Source organism: Thermophagus xiamenensis (assembly GCF_900112795.1).
In the GTDB taxonomy this organism is placed as follows: domain Bacteria; phylum Bacteroidota; class Bacteroidia; order Bacteroidales; family Marinilabiliaceae; genus Thermophagus; species Thermophagus xiamenensis.
Window position 1 is genome coordinate 54,511 of record NZ_FONA01000009.1, and the last position, 24,107, is coordinate 78,617.

Below are 24,107 nucleotides of genomic sequence, written 5' to 3' on the forward strand. Positions count from 1 at the left end.
TTTTGAAACTGCAATATAAATAAAGTCTTGTAAAAAACGTCATTCGTCAATCATTTGTTGGAGTTTAAAAAAATGGCTGAAATTCTTTAATGTTTGAAAAAACAAAATATTATCTTTAAGCGGTTAAATAGAATTTTAATACCTATGGAAAGTTTAATGCATAGCATTTTGGTCCCTTACGATTTCTCGGATACTGTCATATATGCCGTCGAGCATGCAGTAAATCTTTCCCGCGTTTTGAACACCAACATCACTTTACTCCATATTGTTAAACGCAGTTCGGAGGTAAAAGATTCAGAACAACGACTTGGTGAACAGGCTAAAGAAATTGAAAAGCAATTCAACATAAAACCTGAAATACTGGTTAAAGAAGGCAGTATTTTTAAAACCATTAATGAAGTTTCGGAAGAGTTGGAATGCGCCATGGTCGTCATGATCACTCATGGCATGCGTGGATTACAAAAACTAACTGGAAGTTGGGCATTAAAAGTGATTGTGGGCTCAAGAGTGCCATTTTTAGTTGTTCAGGAGCCTCCCCAAAAATCTGATTACACAAAAATAGTTTTCCCTGTTGACTTTAAATCGGAAAACAAAGAAAAACTGAGATGGGCTGAATACATGTCTCTCTATTTTAAAACTAAAATTTATTTGTTTTCCTCTTCGTCCAAAGAAGGGGTATTGGACAGCCGAACAAAAGCCAATGTGGTATTCTGTAAAAATTTTCTGGAAGAAAAAAATATTGATTATGAATTAGTTCTTTCAAAACACAAATCATCATTCTCGCAAGAGACCATTGATTTTGCCAAAGAAAACAATGCCGATTTAATTATTATAATGACTACGCGCGATATCGCCTTTCATGACTATTTTCTGGGAGTCCAGGAACAACACATTATTGCCAACAGTGCCAAAATACCGGTACTTGTTATCAACCCCAGAACCGATCTCATGAAATATGGCTATGGTGGTAGTTTCTGATCCCTTCTTTTCTATCACCCATTAATATGTCTTATTCATCCGTATAAATTTTACTTACTTTATTGATATATTGTTTCTTAAAAGCAGTCATTAGTGGTTAGTTATTAGTCACTAGTCCATTAACACTAATGACTGTTAACTAACGACTAATGACTATTGACTTCTTCTGCCTTTGTCGTTTATACATGTTCTTTTGTGACAAAAGTCGCCATGCTCGTTTTATTCGTATTAAATTTACTTTTTACATTGATTTGTTAGCCCTTAAGATTAGTGGCTAATCATTAGTTAATCAACACTAATCACTAATGACTGTTGACTAATGACTATAAACTTCTTCTGCCTATGTCTTTTAATCATCCTTTTTTACCACAAAAGCCGCCATCCTCGTTTCATCCTATATAAAATTCATTTCTCCAGATTATGGTCTGATTCTGTGATATGTTTATTCCAGCATAATATATTGGTTTAATAGCTGAATTCTTTTTGATCAAAGTTCATTTATAATCTACATTGGTCTTATTTTTTTGTATTTTCGCGATATATTTAAATGAAGGATGGATCTTATATTTGCGACCAAAAACAAGCATAAAGTACTGGAAATAAACCGAATGCTTGGAGACACCAAGAAGATTAAATCTCTTTTGGAAATCAAATTCGAAGGAGACCTACCCGAAACAGGCCATACTTTGGAAGAAAATGCTTTGCAAAAAGCACGTTTTATAAATAAACATCTTGGCGTAGATTGTTTTGCGGATGATACAGGCCTTGAAATTGACGCTCTTAATGGAGCACCTGGCGTTTATTCGGCCAGATTTGCCGGCCCCGAAAAAGACAGCATAAAAAATATTGAAAAAGTACTTTCCGAATTAAAAAATAAAACCAACAGAAAGGCTCGTTTCAGAACGGTAATAGCCTTAATACTTGACCAAAAAGAGATGCTTTTTGAAGGTTATGTTGACGGCACAATACTTGATGCCCCAAGAGGAGACGGAGGATTTGGTTACGACTCTATTTTTATGCCGGAAGGATATGATTTATCATTTGCCGAAATGCCATTATCTCAAAAAAACAAAATTAGTCACCGGGCTATGGCACTTCAAAAGCTGGCAGAGTTTTTTCATAAGAACCAACCATAGTATCCAAAATTTGCCGGTTCAATGACAATTGTCTCATAAAACCCTGTATATTATTCCTAAAACATTAGTTATTGATAACTATTTGCTGGCTAAAGACTTGTTAAATTATTTTGCATGAATACCATAATTTCAAAACCATGGATTCAATCTTATTATAGTCATTGGCCGAATAAATTTTGCAAGACTATAATAGCTATTCTCCCGGTGTCATTCGTTGAAGGATTTGTTTCCTTTATTATAAGGCCCTGCAAGCTTTGGTTCAAGCAATTATTAAAGGTTAAAATTGACTTTCGTTTTTTTAATTACCGCTTCCTGTTCATCTCACTGTTTTTGTTTGTATTAAATATTTACTGCGTTGCTCTCGATCAATGGACGACCTACTATTCCTATAAAGAATGTTTTGACATTGCCGAAAGTAAGGACTTTATCATTGGTGCAACCGAACTTGGACTAATACTATACCATAAAGAGACTCATTCCCTCTCTACACTAAACAAATCAAATGGTCTTTCAGACACCCAAATTTCTGCCATTGGTGCATCCAAAGAAAAGAATATAATTTTAGTTGGCTATGAAAATGGCAATATTGACATCGTGAAAGATGATTATGTATTAAACATCCCCGACCTTAAAATTGAGCAATTGACCGTAAGCAAAAGCATTACCCACTTTTTAATTTATAATGAAAAAGCTTTTTGCAGCACCAATTTTGGTATTATTGAACTTGACCTTTCAAAAAATGAAATCATTTCTACACTAATCATTGGCGATGAAGCATCTTATCTGAAGGTTAACAAAACTTTCATTAAAAATGATACCATTTATGCTGCAACTTCAAAGGGACTATTAATGGCCGACATGAATAACCCGCTTTTTTATTATAAAAACTGGTCATTATTATCACAGGATAGTTCTGAATATATCGATATTTCTGATCATCCATCAGGCATAATGGGTGTGAAAGGTTCATTGGGAAAGAGTTGCCTATTAATATTATTCCAGAATGAGGAGGCATCTATATTATCAGAATTCAAAGCTTTTTACAACATTACCCCCATTGAAAGTGGTTTTATTATTACAACAGGAAATGGTATTTTCTTCACTGACAACCAGCTTCAAATAACTTCACAACAAGATACCATTGTCACCCATGACGACAATATAATTTTCCCTTTTTACAGGGACTTATTGGTGTCCGAGGATCATAAAATATGGATTGCAGACCGGCAGAATGGTTTGTTTTATAAAACCTCCGGCAATAAATATCAACAGGTTTTACCACAAGGCCCCTATTCCAATGAAATATATAAAACAAAAAAAATAGGCGATGAGTTATGGATCCTAACCGGCGGTTTCAATTCCGTTTATACTAAAAGCAACATACCGGCATCCATATCCATCTTCAATGAGAATTCATGGTTATATCTCGACACCATTAATACCCCTGCCTTAAAAAATGTTGTCGACTTTGTCGATATAGCCGTCAACCCTTTTAATGATGACAATATCTTTATAGCCTCATATGGACAGGGTCTTTTCGAATTCGATAAGAACAATGATAAGATTTATCTGAAAAAACATTATACCGCCAATAATAGTCCACTTATGGCAAGCACAGATGCTTCCGGAAATCAAAATCTTTATATATCCGGATTAACGTTTAGCAAAGAAGGATACCTTTATATTAACCATTCTGGCTCAGAAAAAGGTATTATAGTTTTTAATATTTCCGACAGCACCTGGCATCCTTACAATTACGGTACCATATCCATTCTAACCCCCCAAATGGGTGACATTATAATCGACAACAACGGATACAAATGGACTTCCATTTTACAAGGTTACAAGGGTATTTTTGTTTTTGATGATAATGGCACGATTGAAAACCTCTCGGATGATCAATACCGTGGGCCGTTATCCACGACTGAGGATCCCGACAACAGAAATTTTGGATTAATCGAATTTTGGGACGAATACGAAGAAGTGTCAATAAGTGGTGCTTACTGTATCGAAAAAGATAAAAACGGATATCTTTGGTTTGGAACAGACAATGGCATTGTAGTGCAATACAATCCTTCACAAATATTTAATACAGAAAAGCCCTCATTTACCAGAATTATAGTTCCAAGAAATGATGGCAGTGGACTTGCCGATTACCTTTTGGAAGGAGAGAAAGTAACATCCATTGCGGTCGATGAGGCAAACCGAAAATACATTGGAACAGTAGGTAATGGTATTTATTTGCTTTCAGAGGACGGACTTCAAACCGTTTCTCACTTTACCACTCAAAACACACCACTTCCTTCAGATACCATCTTAAACATCGACATAGATAAAAAAACCGGGGAAGTATTTTTTTCAACCAGTAAAGGGTTGATTTCATACCAAGGTAAGGCTATTGAAGGAAGCCAAACATTTGATGACGTATTTGTTTATCCTAACCCTGTACGACCCGAATATGGTGGGCTCATCACAATTACAGGCTTATTGGAGGAAACTAATGTAAAAATTACCGATACACAAGGAAATTTAGTATATGAAACCATCTCTTTAGGTGGAAATGCATTCTGGAACGGGAAAAATCTTAGAGGAGAAAAAGTAAAATCCGGTATATATATTATATTTTTGACCTCTTTAGATGGAGAACAAAGAGGAACTACGAAAGTGGCAATAATCCGATGATTGACTTAAAGCCATAAAAAGATGCTGCTGATGACGAAACGAAACCTGGGCATTTTCGGTATTATATTGATATTCGTGGCAGTAATCATTGCTGTCTTTTGGAATTTATACAGACACCAAAGTTTTAGTGCCGAAAAAACATTGGATGCAGTCCCCCTTAATTCCCCATTAATTTTAAGAATCAATTCAGCCGAAGATTTTGTTGAAACGCTTCAAAACAAAATAAATTATAAATCAGACCTGCAAGCTTTTGAAAGTATTTCTAAATTTTTTGATCTTATCAACTATATCGATACCACTTCGTTATTTTCTGGTAGCGCATTTAAAGATCTGCTCAAAGCACCTATATATGTATCGGTCAACAAAATCGGGAAAAATTCATTTGAATGGGCGATGCATTTTGCCATACAAAACCAGGCACATTTAAATGACCTAAAATCATGGATTACTAACCGTCATTCCGAAAAACGAATTTATACCGGCTTTTCAATATTTAAAATTTCAATTCCGGCCAACAATATCAACCCACTCTTTGTTACCTGGCAAAATGGCGTGCTGACAGTTAGTCCATCATCCCTTATCGTTGAAGCCTCTATCCGACAGCAACAAACGGGGCATTCTCTCAGAACCAACCCACAATTTTCTAACCTCAATAAAACTACCAACCCGGGTTCTATCGCATCATTATTTTTTAACTTCTCGCTTCTTCCCGGCTTTTCGGAACCTTTTTTGGCACCTAAGGCGAAAAACAACGCATCGTTCTTTGGGAGAATTAGTTCCTGGGGAGCTTTAGACCTTCAATTAAATAAAGAACGTCTCACATTGAATGGGTTCCTATCCAATAAAGACACCTCTAAATTTTCCTCTTTATTCGAAGGGGTTAAACCGCGTAAGTCATCTCTTCATCAAGTATTGCCATCCGACATCAAGCTATTTTTTAGCTATAATTATGATGACCCTCTTCGATTTATCGAAAACCTTAAACGATATATTCAAAATTCAGATGAAGCCAAGAAATTTGAAACGGTGAACCAGTCCTATAAAAATGCTACCGGAAGTCATTTTGTTGATGCTTTTTTCAACCTGGTAGAGGGAGAGGCCGCGTTGGCATTTTCCAATTATAATGCCAGCAATCCTAAAGAAGGACGTTTTCTCGTCTTCAGGACGAAAGGTCAGGCCAGCACCCTTTCTGAGTTAAAACAGATGCAGAAATATTTTGGGGTTTCTACCGACCCAATAACCTGGTATAAAGTTGATGAATCCACCACATTCCCCATCTACCAGGGATTTTCTGAAGAGCTGCCAAAAGTCGCATTAGGTTATTTGTTTCCCGATACCCCCTTACAATATTTTTCATTCTACCGTAATTATTTAATTTTCGGTGACAGCCAAAAATCATTAGAATCATTTTTATATCAAAACATTTTAAAAAGGACTTTGCAAAGCCATCCTTATTTTTCCTCTTTTATGGAAAATTTTGCCTATGAAGAAAATCTTTTCCTTTTTGCCGAAATACCTCATCTAATTTCGTTTCTTCAGCCCAGCCTAAATCCCGATTATTTTCATCCCACACAGGAACAGATGAAAATACTATTCAACTTTTATGGTGCCGGCATCCAACTATCCAATAGTTCGGGACTTCATTATGTTACCGCCTGTGCCGATTATACTCCCCACCGAGACAAAGAACCTCGCACCATTTGGCAAAGCCGGTTAGATTCGGCCGTGGCAATAAAACCGGCTTTAGTGGTTAATCATTATACCCTGGAAAAAGAAATAATGGTTCAAGACAAACTCAACAACTTGTACCTTATTAATAATATGGGGCGAATATTATGGGAAAAACCTCTTGACGGTCCCATAATTAGTGAAATTCATCAAATCGACTACTATCAAAACAACAAGCTGCAATATCTTTTTAATACCGAGAAAAAGCTTTACCTCCTTGACCGCAATGGCAACCATGTGGCAAGATATCCTTTTACTTTACCCGCAAAAGCTACCAACGGGGTGGCCGTTTTTGACTATGACAAGAACAGAAATTATCGATTATTCCTGGCTCTTGAAGACCGCAAAATATATCTGTTTGACAAAACTGGAGCCAGGGTAACCGGCTGGAACATCCCTCAAACCGAAGGAATTGTTACCCAACCCGTTCAATTTTTCCGGACCAGTGGCAAAGATTATATTGTTTTTAGTGACCAATACCGAAACTATATTATGGACCGTCGTGGCAACACAAGAGTCAGACCCAATAAAATTTTCATCAGAAACAATTTGAGCCCCTTTTATTTGGAATACCCCAATTCCGAAAAATCGGCATTGGTTACAACAACAACCGACGGTTCTTTAGCACAAATATTGTTGCCGTCGGGGAAAACCATTATTCGTCCACAAACAAAAGTTGAAAATCAACCACACTATTTTGCAATTCTTTATGACAACAAACCCAAGTATGTAATTGTAACCGCTGAACAACTTAAAATATACAACAATAATTTACACCCCGAAGTCAATAAAAAGCTGGAATCCCCCGTAAAGGTTATTGCCGATATATATCATTTTTCATCAACCGATTACAAGATTGGGCTAGTTTCCGAAAAAGAAAGTAAAATTTTTCTCTACAATAGCGATGGAACACTATACAAAGGTTTCCCGCTAAAAGGAACCTCTCGTTTTTCAATAGGTTTTTTAAAATCATCGGCCTATCGGTTCAACCTCATAACAGGTGGTGATTACAATTTTATTTACAATTACAGAGTGGAATAGTATTAATTAATGAATTTGAAATTGCAATGAGTATCATAAAATGACAGAAAAATAAATGTAAAAAATCAGTCAAGCCCTAACCTCAAAGGCATGAATTGATTAAATCACTTTACATTAAATTTTTACAGAAAACAACGCGATGGAATATTCCTTATTTGATTTTCTTTCACTTATTGGCTCCTTAGGGCTATTTCTTTATGGCATGAAAATTATGAGTGAGGCCTTGCAAAAAGTTGCAGGGAATAAAATGCGGGCCATACTGTCGGCCATGACCTCCAACCGCTTTTTTGGCATATTCACCGGCTTTTTGGTTACGGCCATGATACAATCCTCCTCAGCCACAACGGTTATGGTGGTGAGTTTTGTAAATGCCGGATTAATCACACTAAAAGAATCTATTGGAGTTATCATGGGCGCTAATATCGGGACCACTATCACCGGATGGGTCATCACAATATTTGGTTTCAAAGTTAAAATTAGTGCCTATTCACTTCCATTAATAGGGTTGGGCTTACCATTCATTTTTTCAAAATCTGGCTCTAAACGTTCATATGGTGAATTGCTAATAGGTTTTGCCTTACTCTTTTTGGGTTTAGAGTTTTTAAAGCAATCTGTTCCAAACATTCAAGGAAATCCTGAACTTTTAAGCTTTTTACACCGCTATACGGATCACGGGTTGGCAACAACGCTTTTGTTTTTAGTTATCGGAACTTGTTTAACCATCATCGTTCAATCTTCTTCGGCCACCATGGCCTTAACGTTCGTAATGTGCAACGAGGGATGGATAGAATTCAATCAAGCGGCCGCCATGATTCTTGGTGAAAATATAGGTACAACCATCACGGCCAACATAGCAGCGGCAGTAGGTAACTTAAGTGCCAAGCGGGCTGCCCGAATCCACTTAATTTTTAATCTTCTGGGAGTTTTGTGGATGTTATTTGTATTTAATCAATTCACCGGGCTCATTGATTCTTTAATGTCTCGCAATGGCGGTATTTCACCCAGTCACTCTCCCGCAGCCATCCCAACCGCCTTATCAATTTTCCATTCTTCGTTTAATATTATCAATGTACTTATATTCGTTTGGTTTACCCCGCTTATACAAAAAGCAGTTGAATATTTGGTTCCAAATAAATCAAAAGAGTCTGACGAAGAATTCCGGCTAAAATACATTACCACCGGAATGCTTTCAACAGCCGAACTGTCGTTACTTCAAGCAAAAAAAGAAATTCAATTTTATGCCAAACACACCACCAAGATGTTTGGTTTCGTCAGAAAAATGATGCATGAAGAAAAAGATAAAAAGTTTAATAAACAATTCTCCAAGGTTCAAAAATATGAAGGCATTAGTGATAATGTGGAAGTAGAAATAACTAATTATCTGGCACAAATTTCCCAATACAAACTCAGTGAAATTGGCCGAAAAAGATTAAGGTCTATGCTCAAAATGGCGGGTGATTTGGAGAGCATTGCCGATAGTAATTTCAATCTGGCAAGAACCGTCAACCGTATGCGGGAACAAAACATTAAATTTAAATCCTCGGCCTTGGAAAAGCTGGAACTCATGTTTAATCTTGTAGAAGAAGCTCTTTCAATAATGCGGGAAAACCTTCAGCAAGATGAACTAGCCGTTTCACTCGACAAAGCTAAATTACTGGAGAGTCAAATCAACAACTATCGAAACCAGTTAAAAAGTGAGCATCTCGACAACCTGGCCAATAAAGTGTATTCCTACGAAGCAGGTATTATATTTAATGACCTGTTTTCGGAATGTGAAAAGCTGGCTGATTATATCATCAACGTATCCGAAGCAATTGAAGAAGTAGCAATTTAATTATCAAATAATAACCAATTAATATTGCTTTAACATGACTGTTCTACTTTTGAGTCAGAAAGAAAAAAACAAATCAAAATCAGGAAAGTCATGAAAGCAATTGTAATAGTTCTAGTATTAGCCTTTTCAACCTCAGCGGGATTGAAGGCTTCATCGGACAATGAAAACAAAAGAAACGACAAATCCATAGCTGTTAACAACATCATCTCAGGTACAATTATTGATGAAATAACAGGCGAAGCCTTAACCGGCGTAGAGGTAAAACTAAAAGGCTCTACCACTAAAACATATACCGATTTTGACGGCAAATTTCATTTCGATAAAATTAAGCCGGGAAATTACTCGATAGAGGCTAATATTATTTCTTACCAACCTATTATTAGAGAAATACAAGTCAACCCTGATGAAATGCATGATTTGAATCTTGAACTGGCACCTGTCGCTACAGAATAACGAATTGCAGTTGTATACGTTACTCTATATTACCTGGAAGACGCTCAAACTCGTCTTCCTTTTTTTATTAATGTTGTCAAATTGTAACTTTAATGTTAATTTTACGTTATCACACAAACAGGAACAAGTTGGGAGGCTTTATAAAACTCTTAAAAAATCATTAAGCCATGAAAAAGCTGATGTTATTGCTCACAATGGTGGTATCAACAACCATCCTTCAAGCCCAGCTTGTTGAAAAAAACGGAATTTACTACGACTCAAACAACCAACCTTACTCCGGAACTTATATTGAGTATTATCCCGATGGTTCGGTCCGACTTGAAATGAACCTTCTGCAGGGAAAAAAAGAAGGAAAAACCACCTACTTTTACCCCAACGGAAAACAAAAAGAAGTGCGCATTTTCAAAGCCAATAAAATGGATGGGACATGGATTACCTGGGACGAAAATGGCACTAAAAAAGCAGAAGCCCGCTATAAAAACGGGAAAAAGCATGGAAAATGGTTTATTTGGGATGAAAACGGAACACTCCGATATGAAATGGAATATTCTTCGGGGCAAAAAACAGGTGTTTGGTCAATATGGGATGAAAAAGGAAATCTGATAAATCAAAGAGAATATTAATTTTTCTCCCGTTGTTTTGCTTATTTTCCTCTATTAAATATCCTAACTATATATTACTCACTTTAAAAATGCCCTTCATCCATTTTAATTGGTCATAACATCTACCGGTTTTATTACCTTTTTAGGAATTCCGTTGCAGTTAAAAGTTTTCAAAACAATATTTGCCGTTTCCATCAACCACTTGCAATAGTTTCTATTACCGACAGGAATATATCCTTCTTTTAAAGGATATTTTATATAAAATTCCCACAAATAATTATTAATCCTTTGAAGGATGTGATTTCGATTATTTTAATTATCCACAATATATCCTCTAGAGGATATGATATTGATTATTTTAATTATCCACAATATATCCTTTAGAGGATATGATATTGATTATTTTAATTGATTACAATAAATCCTCTAGAGGATATAATATTAATCTTACTAATTAACCGATATGAATCCTTTTAAGGACATAATTAATCTATTTTAAAAAGCCATAAAAGCCCGGTGAGTAAATTGAGAAAAGTGAATTAATATATAATTAAGTGTACGCACAGCTAAACAGTTCCATGAAAGGTAGAATTAGTTACCTTTTACCAGAATTTTAAACATGAATATTAAGGTGCCATGGAATTAAAAGACAAGTCTTTTAATTTTTCTTCGTATTCTTTTCTGTCGATTTCACCTTTTGCATAACGCATTTTAATAATAGCAAGCGGTGAAATTGTTTCTTCCTTATCACTCATTACCCTTTTGCAGGCCTTGGCAAACCAGTAAAGAACAGGAATTGTAATAAACCACCCCCAACCAATAGTCCAGGGGCCGGCCGATTTTTTCTTTTTCTTGGAAAGATCTACTTCACTTGTCATAATCAGACTTTTAATGGTTTCGAATTATCAATATACGTATTTCTTTCCATAAGATAAAGAAGTAGTGCTTTCAAAAGATCCCAGCATGAACAGCATGGTTTGTCAAAACAAAATCATGTTTAAAAGCACTAAACCCTAAGAAAAAAGGAGTTAATGAATTAAACTTTCTCATGCTTTGCGAGAACCAATAGTTTTATCTAAAAGCAAGATAACAGGAAAGCTGGTAAAAATAAATTTCAAACTAATAAAATTTCTTTACTGCTTTGGATTAACAGAAACCCATTTATACAATTTATCAGAGCGTCTAATTTTCACTCCAACAGGCATTGAAAAACGGTCTCCTTTCCGGGCTTCTTCCACCGGCTTAAGATCTACTCTTATTTCAGGTACTTTCATCTCAACAACCCCGGTGGTAGGTCCGGTAATTAAAATCTCATCACCAACTTTTAAACTTTTTGTTTCTAAAACAAATTCGGCAACACCTATTTTAGGGAAATAATTGGTTCCTTTCCCAATGTATACTTTCCTTTTGGTTGCCAAAGAACCATAATTGGCACTCCATTCCCCAAGTTTTTGTCCCAGGTAGTATCCATCCCAAAAACCGCGATTAAATACCGAAGCCAAACGTTGCTCCCACTCCTCAATTTTTTCTTGAGAATAAGTATTGTTAACTACCGCATTAATAGCTTCACGATAGCAACTTACAACGGTTTTCACATACTCAGGCCCTCGAGCTCTGCCTTCAATTTTAAAAACACGCACCCCGGCATCTATCATCTTATTTAAAAAGTGGATAGTTTTTAAGTCTTTGGGTGACATAATGTATTCGTTATCTACTTCCAGCTGTTGTCCTGAGTCTTTTTCAGTAACCATATAACTACGTCTGCAGGGTTGCAAACATCCACCACGATTAGCAGAACTGTTTAACTGATGCAAACTCAGATAACATTTCCCGGAAATAGCCATACACAAAGCACCATGTGCAAACATTTCAATACGCATAAGTTTTCCGGAAGGACCTTTTATCTGCTCTTTCTCAATTGCTTTAAAAATTTCGCCTACCTGTTTCAGATTGAGTTCTCTTGCCAAAACAACTACATCGGCAAAATGGCTGTAAAATTTAAGCGCTTCTATATTTGATATATTGACTTGTGTAGAGATATGAACTTCTACGCCCCGCCTATTGGCATAATTTATAGCTGCCTGATCCGATGCAATAATGGCCGAAACACCATTTTCTTTAGCGGCGTCAATAAGTTTCCGCATTGTAGGAAGATCCTCATCATAAAGAACGGTGTTTACGGTCAAATATGTCTTTACATTATGCTCATTGGCAATGGCTACAATTTGTCGAAGGTCATCAACAGAAAAATTGGCGGAAGATCTCGACCTCATGTTTAATTTTTCGGCACCAAAATAAACCGAATCAGCCCCTCCCTGAATGGCCGCCATAAGAGATTCATAAGAACCGACAGGCGCCATCACTTCGAAATCACTTTCTTTATATCTATTTCCACTCATTACTCAATCTCTCTTTAAAATCTTTCGCAATAATTTGCATCCATACTTTAGCTTTCAAACTATCTTCCTTTGTTTTGGCGCCCGACATCACCTGCACGCTAAAATTGTTTTTATTATACATCTGAAAAACATTTGAGTCAATAAATCCAAACCCATCAGGGTAATGCACAAATGCAAACCCATTTACCGATTCATCAAGTATATTTTTGCTAAACTTAAAATCAGATGCATCAATATTAAGCTGGTTGAGAAGAGTTGCCGCGAGATCTACCTGCGAAGCAACAGTTTCAATAACGGTATCTTTTACAGCCACCGCACCGCCGGTCCACAACATTGGTATATGGTATCGACGGGCATTGGTATAACCCAATTTTTCGGGTCCAACAACTCCGTGGTCAGCAACAAGAATAAAAAGGGTATTATCCCACAATCCCCGTTTTTTTACCTGGTCGAAGAAAATCCCCAGACAATGGTCGGTATAATACACCGAATTAAGATAATCATCATTAATCACCCTTTCCATCGGAACATCAAAAGGTTCATGACTACTAAGGGTGAAGAAAAAACTAAATGAAGGATTGTTTGAATTCTCCAAAAGATTTAAAAGTTTTTCAAATGTATACTGATCATGCACACCCCATTTTTTCCCTCTGTATTTAGCCGGGAAATCTTCAATACTGGTAATGGAATCGAATCCTGCAAGTACAATTAATGACTTCATATTTTTAAAAGTCATATCCCCCCCATACAAAAAGTTAAGGTCTTTATATCCGGCTTTTTTTAATTTTTGCGGAATAAAATTTAAATGCCGCGATTTTTCGGGATATTGCATAACAGAATATCCCGGTATCCCGGGATAGCCAGTAAGGACCCCTACAATTCCATAATCAGAACGAAAACTGGCCGAATAAAGGTTGGAAAAAAATATTCCTTCTTTCATCAATGTATTTAAGTTAGGGGTTACATTCTGTCCGCCAAGTTTTTTAATGGCTTGAGCAGAAAAACTTTCGAGAAGAATAACAACAATATTCGGTTTATCGGTATTAAGTATTTTGGGAAATTTTCCGGATTGGTGCATCAAGTTGTTAAATCTTTCCTGAGCCTTTTGATCATCCATAAAAGAATACCCACCATCATTAATGGCATTTCGTTTCATGGAATAGGCCAAATTCCATAAGGGATTGACAGCCGCATTATTTGCAAACAAATAACCAGAAAAGTAAGCAACTCCTGTATTAATAGGCGCAACGCTAAAGCTTCCCCGAATGGGTACAATCATAAAAGCACCCAAGAGAAGTGTATAAAGCCAGTTTACAGCAATTTGCTTTTGATTAAATTTTGACTGAAAAGCGGTTTTTATAACAACCTTATTAAATAAAAAAATCCATAACCAGGAAAAAACTACACACAAGACAAAGAATAATATCGCCTCACCCAGATGTATAGAATCAAAAATAATATCAGGGGTTTTCAAAAAAGAAATGGCTTCTTTATTTAAATGTCCGGCCCAATAGCGAAACAAATTAATGTCGCCTAATAATAACCCAACAAAAATAGGGATAAGAATATAATACACCCATTTAAAACATCGGTAACAAAAGTCTTTTTTTAACGGTAGCAGAAACAGTTGAAAAACAATTACCAACAACATCAGATAGCCTGCAAAGGACATATCCATCCGAAGCCCCGGCCAATAAGAGGCCAAAAGAACTGTTATGGGGGTATCTTCAATAAATGACTGGTTAACTATTATGAAAAGAGTTCTGAAAAAAGCAAAAAATACAAGCCAAAACAGATAAGCCCTCAAAAAAGAATAAATAAATCGCTTCATACTATTGAGTTTTCTAAAACTGTTATTCTAAAAATCTAAACCTGCCCCCTGACGTCACAACAAGAAACATCTTTTCAACAATTGTGCAATTAATGAAATTACTTTAGCCTTCTCCAACTTCAGATTGCACTTTTTAAAATTAAGTTAGCATTACCATGCAAACTTTATTTTTATATGAAACGAGCATGACCAAAAAATTTATCACGATAAGAACATGTAAAAACTGTAGTTCATGCGAGTTACATTCGTCCTATAACTTATATAAATTTTATACGAATATGAAGATTCATTTCAGCTAAAAAATTGCAACTTGCAAAGGTAATATAATTGGCATAAAACAGATAAAAATCCCTCTCAACCAACCAAAATACTTATTAAACCACCAAAGCCGATTCCGGATATTATTCTTTTAAATCTGCCTACGGTAAAAAAAGAGTAAAACTTGGGTAGAAAGGGAAGAGTTTAACCTTTGGTGAGAAATACTTTAATCAGCCTTTTCAAAAGCAATAAAAAAAACCAAAGCGCAAAAGTTTCGCTTTGGTCCCCCAAAAAGTTAAATTCTAGGCATACTACGTAGTATCTGGACTCAAAAAGGCCTTAAAAATGACCTTAAACAGGCGGTGTCATGGATACAGTTCGATAATTTCAAATAAAAATTTTCCAGTGACCTAAGATAAATTAAAGAATTAAACCAACGGAAAACCATTAAAATGACCGCAATCAATACTGAATCCCACTACAAAACAATTAAAAGAATTAATGTAAGAAGCAAAACGATCTGTCCGGCTAAAAAGCGCTCGGGCAAACCAATGGAAAGCCGCTTTGAACTCATGCCACATTATTTTTAAAAGATTAAACACTTGAACTCAGTATTAAGACGTAATGAAAACGAAATAGTTGCCTAAAAAATTAAAAAACGCCGCATTATTTTCTGAAATGCGGCGTTATCTTTCTGAAAGTAATATTTGGCTTTCCGAAGAAAATAATTTATCGCGGGAAAATTAGAATCCCATTTCTCCGCTTTGAAATTGTTTTTGAAGAGATAGCACAGCCCTGGCACATCCTTCACTTCCTTCCGGGAAGGAAAAAACCAGGCTGTAAACTTTCGTAGAACGACAAATATAGCCGAAGGCTTTATACATTTTACCTTGAACTTTATTGCTTACCAGTAATTTTTCTCCATCATAAAGTTCCATTAGGACTTTTTCCGCATTTCCGGAAGCATTAACCACATTAAATTTGTATTGACTCCGGCTGTTGAGAATAACTGAATATTTAACGGAACCCGATTGTCCATCACCTTTTTTCAACTCTACAATGAAATCCTTAATATACTGCCCGCTACCCATTTCATTCAAAGCCTGTTTCAAAAGCGCATCATGATCACACTGAGCATAGACCCCAGCTGAACCAAGTACAAATATGAAAAAGAAGGTAAATAATACTTTTTTCATTTCTCTAATATTTTTCATAGGCCATAAGGTTATCCTGGTTATTCCCTCAAAAACACCCTAAAAATATATGGCCGGTTTCACAAATCTTGCCTTGCTTAAATTCTGTTTATCCTTAAAATCTGCCTTAACTAATAATATAGGCGCGAATTTCCTTAATTTTTTCAATAATTTTCCCAAGAACGTCATGAGAGATATCCACATGACTGACTTCATCCTGAACTACAATTAGCATTCCATCTTGTTCAATTGTCTTTGGTTCAACCACTTCCCGTGTAATTTTTACGCCCTTATACAATTCTTTCAATTCGCCAATATACCCAATCAAGCTTTCAAAATTACTGTTTTGTTCATAATTTTTCAAAATGATGTAGAGGATATCAACAATTTCTTTTTGCTCACCTAATCTGGAAATTAATTCATCATTGTTGGTTTTATCGATAACATTACTGGCAATGTAAAGACCTTCGATCCATGCACCGGTAATAATCAACGCACTTACATTGCTCCGATTTTGGTTTCGCAGATAAGAGTCCATTTGGTTAAAACTGCTAACCGACATTTGCATTAAGGAATCTAAGTTGCTAGAGTTGGTAGCCATTCGTTTTAAAGCCTCAAAGTCAAAAAATTGCCCCACACGAATGCCATCAGCTAAATTTTTAACGGCAAGCAGATAAGAGACCACAATATTGCTTTTATCGTAGGAGTTAATGTAACCTAGGTCAGCACTAAAAACGCCTAAATTGAGTGCCCTTTTGTAACTGGTGCTATACTTGGAAATATTTTCCGGATTATTAAGAATTTGCTGAGAAAAATCCACTCCTGTTGATTTAATTAAATTGGCCATTTCAACAGGTGAAGATATATTTTGAATCACATCACCAATAATCTCCTCAGAAAGCTTCAATGGAGCATCTCCTTTAATTGAATCAGGTAAAATTAATTCATCTTCCTGCGCCTTTTCTTTTTTATTACCGCCTCCTGCACACGAAAAAAACATATTGGAAGAAACAATTATAAGCAACGCAACAAATAATTTTCTGATCATAGCATTTTACTTTTAAATTTTGTTTCTGTTATACTGTTATGAAAACAAAAAGGTTACCCGTCTTATGATTTTATTCGTTTAAACCGGCCGGCAAAATTAAGACCTTTTTTAAGGAGATCAAAATAAAGCACAATATAGAGGAGGATAGTCAACACCCACACAACGGCAATATTAAACCACAATGTTTCAAAGAAATGTCCTGCAAAATATTTTGCAGGGGCAAAAAAATGGGTTCTGAAATCCAAATAATTAGAAGGCTCTGGTTTTTGATAAATTGGATCAACCATTTGTATTAGATGATCATCCTCCCGCAAAATTTTATTCTTATCGAATACCTTACGGACAATATCATTAATACTTTCGTTAAAATAGTCATCGCGAATACGTTCAAACTTTTCCCTATTGGCGTTGATATTGGCCGTAAGAAACTGTTCTTTAGTGGAATTAGCTTTAAAGAATTCATTCTGGTAATATTTCAGGATACGATCCAAATAGTTATTAATATCAACAACGGTTTTATCGGAAAATTGATCGGGTGTAATTTGATTAAGGTTATTAAAAGGTATAGAAGGAACTCTTTTCATTTCCCGTGAAATCTCGTTTCGCAGCAGCTCAATATTGCTTTTAAATTGCTCAGAGGAAATATTTTCATCACCATTGAGATAGCGTTGTGTTTCGGAAACAATATCTCTTAATGTAGGAATATAATAAACCTGTTTAAAGTCAGCCATGCTTTCACGCATCTCCACATCAAAGATATTTTTCTTAAAATTGTTGTGCTTGTACTGATGCACCATCAATCCTTCATAAATCCATCTGGAAGGCATGAATTCAGCAATAACGGGCACTACATCGGGGCTTGAAAAGTCCTTGTTTAGCTTATCGAAAGTAAACATAGCACCCCCCAACACCATTTGGGGAATCATCAGTAAGGGAATAAGAATATAAATGGTAATAATGGAATTAAAAGATGCTGAAATAATCAGCCCCAGAATATTTGCAAAGGCAGATATCGTGAAAAGAGCTATCCAGAATTCAAAATACATATTTTTAATACCAAGAACGGTATTGGCCACCCAAACGAACAACACCATTTGAATGGCAGAAATAGCAAAAAGTATAAGAATTTTAGACATCAGATAGCTCGATCGGCTTAGATTTAGGAATGCCTCTCTTTTTAATATTTTGGCATCCTTAAAAATTTCTTCGGCACTTATGATCAAACCAAAAAATAGTGCTACAACAATTCCCATAAAAATGTAAGGGGGGATGTTTTCATTCTCTCTAAAGATATAAACATTTGAAGAAGGGTCGGCAATATATCTTACCAAATAGGATAAAATAAACCCAAGTAACGGGGCTTCTAAAAGATTTAGCAGGATATATTGGGTATTGCTGATTTTAGAAAAGAAATCACGTAAGGTATAAATCTTAAACTGGTTAAACCAGGAAGGGATATTCAAACTTTTAGGTGGAGTATCATGAACGGTTTTTACCTGGGGAATCTGAATATTTTTTTTAAACTGTTCATGCCACTCTTCTGGCGACACCTTTCTTTGGTCTGTATAATTACCGTATTCATCAATTACATTAGAATCGATGATATTAAAAATTAGTTCGGGATTAAGGTTTCCACAAGTAGGGCACTCACCTACATCGCTATTAATTTGTGCATCAAGCCGTTTAAAGTAGATCAACGATTCACTGGGATTGCCATAATAGACAGGATACCCTCCGGTATCGAGAATATACATTTTATCAAACATCTTAAAGATGTCTGACGAAGGTTGGTGAATTACCACAAAAATAAGTTTCCCTTTTAAAGCAAGTTCTCTCAACAGGTTCATCACATTTTCGGAGTCCCGTGATGACAAGCCTGAAGTAGGTTCATCAACAAATAAAATAGCGGGCTCGCGAATTAACTCTAAAGCAATGTTAAGACGTTTGCGTTGACCACCACTGATCATTTTATTGAGAGGGGACCCCACTTTAAGATGTCGGCGGTCATAAAGTCCCAGGCTTTTAAGGGTATCATCTACCAGTTGATGAATTTCCTCTTCACTTTTATCTTTAAAGCAAAGTTTGGCGTTATAATAAAGATTTTCAAAAACGGTAAGCTCTTCAATTAAAAGATCGTCCTGAGGGATTAACCCAATAACCCCCTCTAACTTTTCGGCATCCCGATGGAGGTCATAGCCATTAATGAGAACTTGTCCTTTTGTTGGTGTTTCAATACCCGACAGCACATTCAGCAAGGTTGTTTTTCCCGCACCGCTGGCTCCCATAATACCGATGAGTTTTCCCTGCTCTTCAGCCATTTCAATGTTTCGAATACCGATATCACCACTTTTGAAACGGTACTCCACATTTTTAACCTCATAAGTAATGCGGGGTGTATTTGTATCGGTCATGAAATGACCAACCACATCGGTAAAGTAGATGGGTTTTCCTTTAGGTACCTTAATAAAGCTCCCGTTGGGAAACAGATAAATTCTTCTTTTATCGATGACCAGTCCGTTAAGAAAGATTTCCTGATCACCGGTATATCTCATAAAGTAAAGATCTGCACTTTTAACCCTAAGAATAATAATGGCCCCATCTAATCCTGGTGTATGAATAAATTTAGCCTCCTTAAAACCAGGATCTTCCTCTTTAGCCATTAACAAATTACCAAAGTCGAGCTTTCCCGGGTCATTATGAATAACAAAGTTCTCGACATTGCTAATTTCCTGATCGGACAATTTAAAGACATTGGCCACCGTATTAATGATGGCCATTCGTTGTTCGGTAAACTTATGATCGGCATTAACCAGTTCGTACAATCTGACCAGTACAACAACCTTTTGTTCACGATTAAGTTGTTTGTTAATTTTCTTACAAATTCCCAAAATCCGAACCGAATCTTTCATGGAAGTCAGCCGGATCTTACCCTCTTCGCCTCGTCCAACTCTGGAATCGGCAGTATATTTCAAAAATAATTTATAATACTCTTCAACAGCCTCAGAATTAAGCTGGTGTTTAAGAAAGGTTCTGACATATTCCGTTTCGTTGGATTCAACGCCTCCGTCTTGTTTGGCAATCAAGCCAAACAGTTGCATCAATGCCTTAAGAATTTCTTCGCTCATTGGTCAGATAAAGGTAAAAAACCACTAAATAGTCTAGTCGTTATACAAAACGTAATCGAAGGGGATTTCAACAATATCGGCATACTCTTCTCCCGCCTCCAACATATCCTCTTCATCTTCATGATAATGCCATTTAATCACCACTTCTTTACCTTTTTCCATAATTTCTTCCAGCTTCAATAATATGTCCAGAATAATTTTAGAAGAAGCGGTGTTAAAATACTCTAGTTTAAAAGAAAACTCGGTCCGGTCATTAGGATCCTCACTATAGAGATCAATCCAATCCAAAATAGGTTCATAAAACATATTAACGTCCTCAGGTAAGGAGCGACCTGAAATTTCAAATTTTCCGCTGGCTTTGTCTAAAATAACACTTGGAGTGTCATCAGTTCCCTGTATGTTAATTACATCCATAAATCTAAAAAATTTTTCAATTTCGTTTAATAGTAGAGGTTAATATAAAAAACGATACATCATCATTGAGCTCTTTAAATTGATAGGATAATTTACTTCCTGTCTTTTTAGCGATATCAATAAGTCCAAGCCCGGCACCACCCTTTTTGGAAAGTTTAGTTTCTTTGATTTGCTGTTTGTAAAGGGAAGATAATCCGGCTTTATCAAGGCTATTGATATGTTCAAGACTTTCTTTTAAACCGGGGATTTTGGAATTACGGATAACATTCCCGGTAATAATTTTGTAGCTGTCTTCACCTTTACTCACCATAACAATACCACGCTTATCGGTTTCACCTTCGTCGGACAAGGTGTCGGCATGCTTACTAATATTCTGCAAACACTCGACCATAACATTAAAAACCTTTCGCTGAACCTGATTAGGTTCTTCACTTCGGGCCATATTTTTTTCAGTAAGAGAAGTAAAAGTTTTGGTGATTTCTTGAGTAACTTCTCCTTCATAAACCAAATTAATCTCATTGGTTTTCATCGTCTTGTAGAGTTGGTAAGCAAACTCCAGAAAACGGTGACTTTCTATTTCCTTACTCATAATGTATGAAGTCTTTAAAGATGTAAATATAATTACAATTCAATTCCTATCAATAAAACATCGTCAACTTGTTTTTCATTTCCCATCCATTCATAAAATGTTTTTGGGAAAAACCTGGAAAAATGGGCCATAGTAAAACCGGGATCCATAGTTAAGGCCTCTCGAACTCTTTTGGGTTGAAATTTCTTTCTGTCAGGACCACCCAATTGGTCGGGAAGACCATCCGAAAAAATAAAGATCTTATCTCCCTCCTGATACTCAATCAAGTGATTTTCGAACACTTTCTCCTTCCTTCGAGGTAGCGGAGCCCCCCCAACGCCTTTACGAGTTCCCTGAAATTCCAATAACTCACCTTTACGCAATAAAAATAAAGGTCTATGAGCACCACAAAAATCCAGCACCTTATTTTGTGGATTAATTTTACACAGGGCAATGTCCATACCATCACGACCTGTAGAACCTTCTTTATCCTGTTTAAGCGTTCTACGCACTTCCTGATGAAGTTGTTCCATAATTTGTGCAGAGGATAAAGAAGGATCAGCACTAACAATATTATTAAGCAAGAAATAGCCTATAAATGAGAGCAGAGCACCTGGCACTCCATGCCCGGTGCAATCGACCGCGGCAACAAAAAAGACATCGTCTTTTTTGAGGAACCAAGGGAAGTCACCGCTAACCACATCTTTAGGCCGATAAAAAATAAACGAACGAGGAAAATACTCCTGCAAATATTTAGAATCGGGAAGCAATGAACTCTGAATGCGTTGTGCATAATTGATACTGTCAGATATCTTTTTGTTTTTCTCTTTAATTTCCGCTTCAATTTTTTTGACCTCTGTCATATCATGTGACACAAACAACACCGACTCGAGTTCATTATCATCATTCAATTCGGGGATACTCTTAATTTCCATTATTCTTTCCCCTTCCTGAGTCATTACCTTTACTTCGGAAATTATTGTATCTTGCTTCTGTTTAATATTTGACAAAGTTTCTTCAATATAATTAACAAACTGGGCATCAACTTCCAGGTCACTTACTCTCTTTTTAATAATTTCGGAAGTAGGGATACCGACAAAACGAGCCACTGCAGGATTCACATAAACTAATTTCCCCATCATATTAACGCGCATAATCATATCGGGGCTATTTTCGGATAGGCTTTGCATCCGACTTTTCATGCGCTCCTCTTTTTCGGCTCTTTTGCGCTCAGTAATATCCTGCGTATTAAAAATTATACCACGAATAGCAGGGTCATGCAGTAAATTTTTACCTTTGGTTTCAAGAAATAATTTTTCACCGTTTTTCCTCAGGTAGGTATATTGAGCAGTTTGTTCACCACCCGGCGTTTCCAGAAGATATTGAAAAAGATTATTAATGGTACGATAACCTCTGGGAGTAAGCAAATCAGGGTCCATCCCCGTAACATTATCGTCATCATCGTAACCCAAAATTCTTTTTACGGAAGGGCTTTCAAAAATTAATTCCTGCTTTTCATTATAGATGGAAATAAATTCAGATGCATTGGTCAACAGTGCTTCTAACCGTTTTTGAGCATTAGCAACCTCCTGCACTTGTGCCTCAAGCATTTGATTGGATTTTTCCAGCTCTTCCTGCGTTTCGAGCATCTCCTGAGCATTTTGCCGGAGTTGTTCTTCGTTTTTCTGAAGCGTTTTGGTTAATTCCTGAGACTCTTTCAAAAGCTTTTGAGTACGATCAGTAATTTTCAGGTTATAAATTGTTTGCCCAATAGATTCTGCTACCACTTCAGCAAATGCTAAATGCCGGTTTTCCAGGCGCTCTTTAAGGAATGCTACTTCGACAACACCTTGCAGTTCTTCTTCCTGCAACAAAGGAATAACAAGCAAAGACTTTGGTTTCTTATCCCCAAGTAAACCGGAAGTAACGCTCCAATAATCATCAGGTATTTCTGTTCTATAAATTAACTGCTTTTCATAAGCAGCGGCACCCACCAATCCTTGCCCGATTTTAAATTCGTCATATTCAAAGCGTCGACGATTATAAGCATACATGGCGCGACGTTTCAGAGTATCCTCTTCCAAAATGTAGAAAGCACCTTGAATAGCCCCCAGATATTCGATTAATTCACGTAGAACAGCAAGGGTTAGTTCCTCTAAATTTCTATGCATCCTTAAAAGGTCCGACATCTTCTCTTTGCCTCTGGAAATATAATTTTCCTCCTCCTCCCGAAGCCGGGCAACTTTTATATTTTTCCCGATATCGCGCAAAACCGTAGCCAAGGGGTCGTCGGCACAAAGTTCATCCAGGTCCTCTTTACCCTCTTTTAGATGATTAGCCAGGGCAATATTATGCTCGATTCGCTTTTTTAAATTCCAAATCTCTAGTCTAAAACGGTTAGTTTTTTCATTTAAATAATTCCGAACAAAGACGAAAGAAAAAGGAATGGCAATAATTAAAAAATCAACAAACCAAACCAACCACCAGGTATGCAACGACAATATATTTGAAAAACTAAAAACACTTTTTTCAATGGACAGAAAACCTTCCCATGCCAAAAAAAGAAACAGAAAGATAAAAACCAAAAGATAGAAACGTTCCTTTACGGACAATACGCCTGTATAGAACAACTTTCTAACTCTTTTATATAATCTCTCAGATATATTCATCCGTATAAATTTTACTTACTTCATTGATATATTGTTTCTTAAAAGTAGTCATTAGTGGTTATTCATTTGTCACTAGTCCATTAACACTAATGACTGTTCAACTAATGACTATTGACTTCTTCTGCCTGTGCACTTCTGGTGCACTTCT

At 36.3% G+C, this 24,107-nt stretch carries 16 protein-coding genes; 7 read left to right on the forward strand and 9 right to left on the reverse strand.

Annotated features, from left to right (window positions below):
• The first annotated feature begins 144 nt into the window (after positions 1 to 144).
• From BM130_RS06900 to BM130_RS06930, 7 genes are all read left to right on the forward strand, one after another.
• On the forward strand, positions 145 to 978 hold the full coding sequence (locus BM130_RS06900) for a universal stress protein (protein WP_044138354.1): 834 nt from the start codon (positions 145 to 147) through the stop codon (positions 976 to 978).
• A 554-nt stretch (positions 979 to 1,532) separates the two neighbouring features.
• The gene (locus BM130_RS06905) at positions 1,533 to 2,114 is read left to right on the forward strand and encodes a non-canonical purine NTP diphosphatase (RefSeq protein ID WP_010526371.1); all 582 of its coding nucleotides are present in this window, start codon (positions 1,533 to 1,535) and stop codon (positions 2,112 to 2,114) included.
• A 114-nt stretch (positions 2,115 to 2,228) separates the two neighbouring features.
• Positions 2,229 to 4,796, forward strand: a complete 2,568-nt coding sequence (porZ, locus tag BM130_RS06910; protein ID WP_010526370.1) for a type IX secretion system anionic LPS delivery protein PorZ — start codon at positions 2,229 to 2,231, stop codon at positions 4,794 to 4,796.
• Between the two features lie 30 nt (positions 4,797 to 4,826).
• Positions 4,827 to 7,565 (forward strand): DUF3352 domain-containing protein, encoded by a 2,739-nt coding sequence (locus BM130_RS06915; RefSeq protein ID WP_010526369.1) that lies wholly within the window; start codon positions 4,827 to 4,829, stop codon positions 7,563 to 7,565.
• A gap of 139 nt (positions 7,566 to 7,704) precedes the next feature.
• Complete coding sequence (locus BM130_RS06920) at positions 7,705 to 9,399, forward strand: Na/Pi cotransporter family protein (RefSeq protein ID WP_010526368.1); 1,695 nt, start codon at positions 7,705 to 7,707, stop codon at positions 9,397 to 9,399.
• Between the two features lie 90 nt (positions 9,400 to 9,489).
• Complete coding sequence (locus tag BM130_RS06925; RefSeq protein ID WP_010526367.1) at positions 9,490 to 9,852, forward strand: carboxypeptidase-like regulatory domain-containing protein; 363 nt, start codon at positions 9,490 to 9,492, stop codon at positions 9,850 to 9,852.
• A gap of 167 nt (positions 9,853 to 10,019) precedes the next feature.
• Positions 10,020 to 10,475, forward strand: a complete 456-nt coding sequence (locus BM130_RS06930; protein WP_010526366.1) for a toxin-antitoxin system YwqK family antitoxin — start codon at positions 10,020 to 10,022, stop codon at positions 10,473 to 10,475.
• A gap of 605 nt (positions 10,476 to 11,080) precedes the next feature.
• On the opposite strand, the gene BM130_RS06935 is transcribed toward BM130_RS06930, so the two are convergent.
• The 9 genes from BM130_RS06935 to BM130_RS06975 all read right to left on the reverse strand — a co-directional run bounded on the left by BM130_RS06935 (position 11,081) and on the right by BM130_RS06975 (position 23,959).
• A complete protein-coding gene (locus tag BM130_RS06935) occupies positions 11,081 to 11,332 on the reverse strand; it encodes an SHOCT domain-containing protein (protein WP_010526365.1) in 252 nt (83 codons plus the stop codon).
• 255 nt (positions 11,333 to 11,587) lie between these two features.
• A complete protein-coding gene (locus BM130_RS06940) occupies positions 11,588 to 12,853 on the reverse strand; it encodes a peptidase U32 family protein (RefSeq protein ID WP_010526364.1) in 1,266 nt (421 codons plus the stop codon).
• Entirely contained in the window at positions 12,840 to 14,684 is a 1,845-nt protein-coding gene (locus tag BM130_RS06945; protein WP_010526363.1) for an LTA synthase family protein, read from the reverse strand. The genes BM130_RS06940 and BM130_RS06945 overlap by 14 nt, the downstream gene beginning before the upstream one ends.
• Positions 14,685 to 15,685: 1,001 nt before the next feature.
• Complete coding sequence (locus tag BM130_RS06950) at positions 15,686 to 16,138, reverse strand: hypothetical protein (protein WP_010526361.1); 453 nt, start codon at positions 16,136 to 16,138, stop codon at positions 15,686 to 15,688.
• 124 nt (positions 16,139 to 16,262) lie between these two features.
• Positions 16,263 to 17,183, reverse strand: a complete 921-nt coding sequence (locus BM130_RS06955) for a hypothetical protein (RefSeq protein ID WP_010526360.1) — start codon at positions 17,181 to 17,183, stop codon at positions 16,263 to 16,265.
• Between the two features lie 62 nt (positions 17,184 to 17,245).
• Positions 17,246 to 20,308 (reverse strand): ATP-binding cassette domain-containing protein, encoded by a 3,063-nt coding sequence (locus tag BM130_RS06960; protein WP_029626456.1) that lies wholly within the window; start codon positions 20,306 to 20,308, stop codon positions 17,246 to 17,248.
• A 33-nt stretch (positions 20,309 to 20,341) separates the two neighbouring features.
• Positions 20,342 to 20,722, reverse strand: coding sequence for a DUF1987 domain-containing protein (locus BM130_RS06965; protein WP_010526358.1), 381 nt, complete (start codon positions 20,720 to 20,722; stop codon positions 20,342 to 20,344).
• A gap of 16 nt (positions 20,723 to 20,738) precedes the next feature.
• Positions 20,739 to 21,311 (reverse strand): SiaB family protein kinase, encoded by a 573-nt coding sequence (locus BM130_RS06970; protein WP_010526357.1) that lies wholly within the window; start codon positions 21,309 to 21,311, stop codon positions 20,739 to 20,741.
• Between the two features lie 32 nt (positions 21,312 to 21,343).
• Entirely contained in the window at positions 21,344 to 23,959 is a 2,616-nt protein-coding gene (locus tag BM130_RS06975) for a PAS domain S-box protein (protein WP_010526356.1), read from the reverse strand.
• Positions 23,960 to 24,107 lie beyond the last annotated feature (148 nt).

Bases quoted from the DNA above. Each gene is read 5' to 3' on its own strand.
- BM130_RS06935 (WP_010526365.1), bottom strand. From the start codon at position 11,332: ATGACAAGTGAAGTAGATCTTTCCAAGAAAAAGAAAAAATCGGCCGGC.
- BM130_RS06920 (WP_010526368.1), top strand. From the start codon at position 7,705: ATGGAATATTCCTTATTTGATTTTCTTTCACTTATTGGCTCCTTAGGG.
- BM130_RS06930 (WP_010526366.1), top strand. From the start codon at position 10,020: ATGAAAAAGCTGATGTTATTGCTCACAATGGTGGTATCAACAACCATC.
- BM130_RS06915 (WP_010526369.1), top strand. From the start codon at position 4,827: ATGACGAAACGAAACCTGGGCATTTTCGGTATTATATTGATATTCGTG.
- BM130_RS06950 (WP_010526361.1), bottom strand. From the start codon at position 16,138: ATGAAAAAAGTATTATTTACCTTCTTTTTCATATTTGTACTTGGTTCA.
- BM130_RS06945 (WP_010526363.1), bottom strand. From the start codon at position 14,684: ATGAAGCGATTTATTTATTCTTTTTTGAGGGCTTATCTGTTTTGGCTT.
- BM130_RS06965 (WP_010526358.1), bottom strand. From the start codon at position 20,722: ATGGATGTAATTAACATACAGGGAACTGATGACACTCCAAGTGTTATT.
- BM130_RS06975 (WP_010526356.1), bottom strand. From the start codon at position 23,959: ATGAATATATCTGAGAGATTATATAAAAGAGTTAGAAAGTTGTTCTAT.
- BM130_RS06960 (WP_029626456.1), bottom strand. From the start codon at position 20,308: ATGAGCGAAGAAATTCTTAAGGCATTGATGCAACTGTTTGGCTTGATT.
- BM130_RS06970 (WP_010526357.1), bottom strand. From the start codon at position 21,311: ATGAGTAAGGAAATAGAAAGTCACCGTTTTCTGGAGTTTGCTTACCAA.
- BM130_RS06940 (WP_010526364.1), bottom strand. From the start codon at position 12,853: ATGAGTGGAAATAGATATAAAGAAAGTGATTTCGAAGTGATGGCGCCT.
- porZ (WP_010526370.1), top strand. From the start codon at position 2,229: ATGAATACCATAATTTCAAAACCATGGATTCAATCTTATTATAGTCAT.
- BM130_RS06900 (WP_044138354.1), top strand. From the start codon at position 145: ATGGAAAGTTTAATGCATAGCATTTTGGTCCCTTACGATTTCTCGGAT.
- BM130_RS06905 (WP_010526371.1), top strand. From the start codon at position 1,533: ATGGATCTTATATTTGCGACCAAAAACAAGCATAAAGTACTGGAAATA.
- BM130_RS06955 (WP_010526360.1), bottom strand. From the start codon at position 17,183: ATGATCAGAAAATTATTTGTTGCGTTGCTTATAATTGTTTCTTCCAAT.
- BM130_RS06925 (WP_010526367.1), top strand. From the start codon at position 9,490: ATGAAAGCAATTGTAATAGTTCTAGTATTAGCCTTTTCAACCTCAGCG.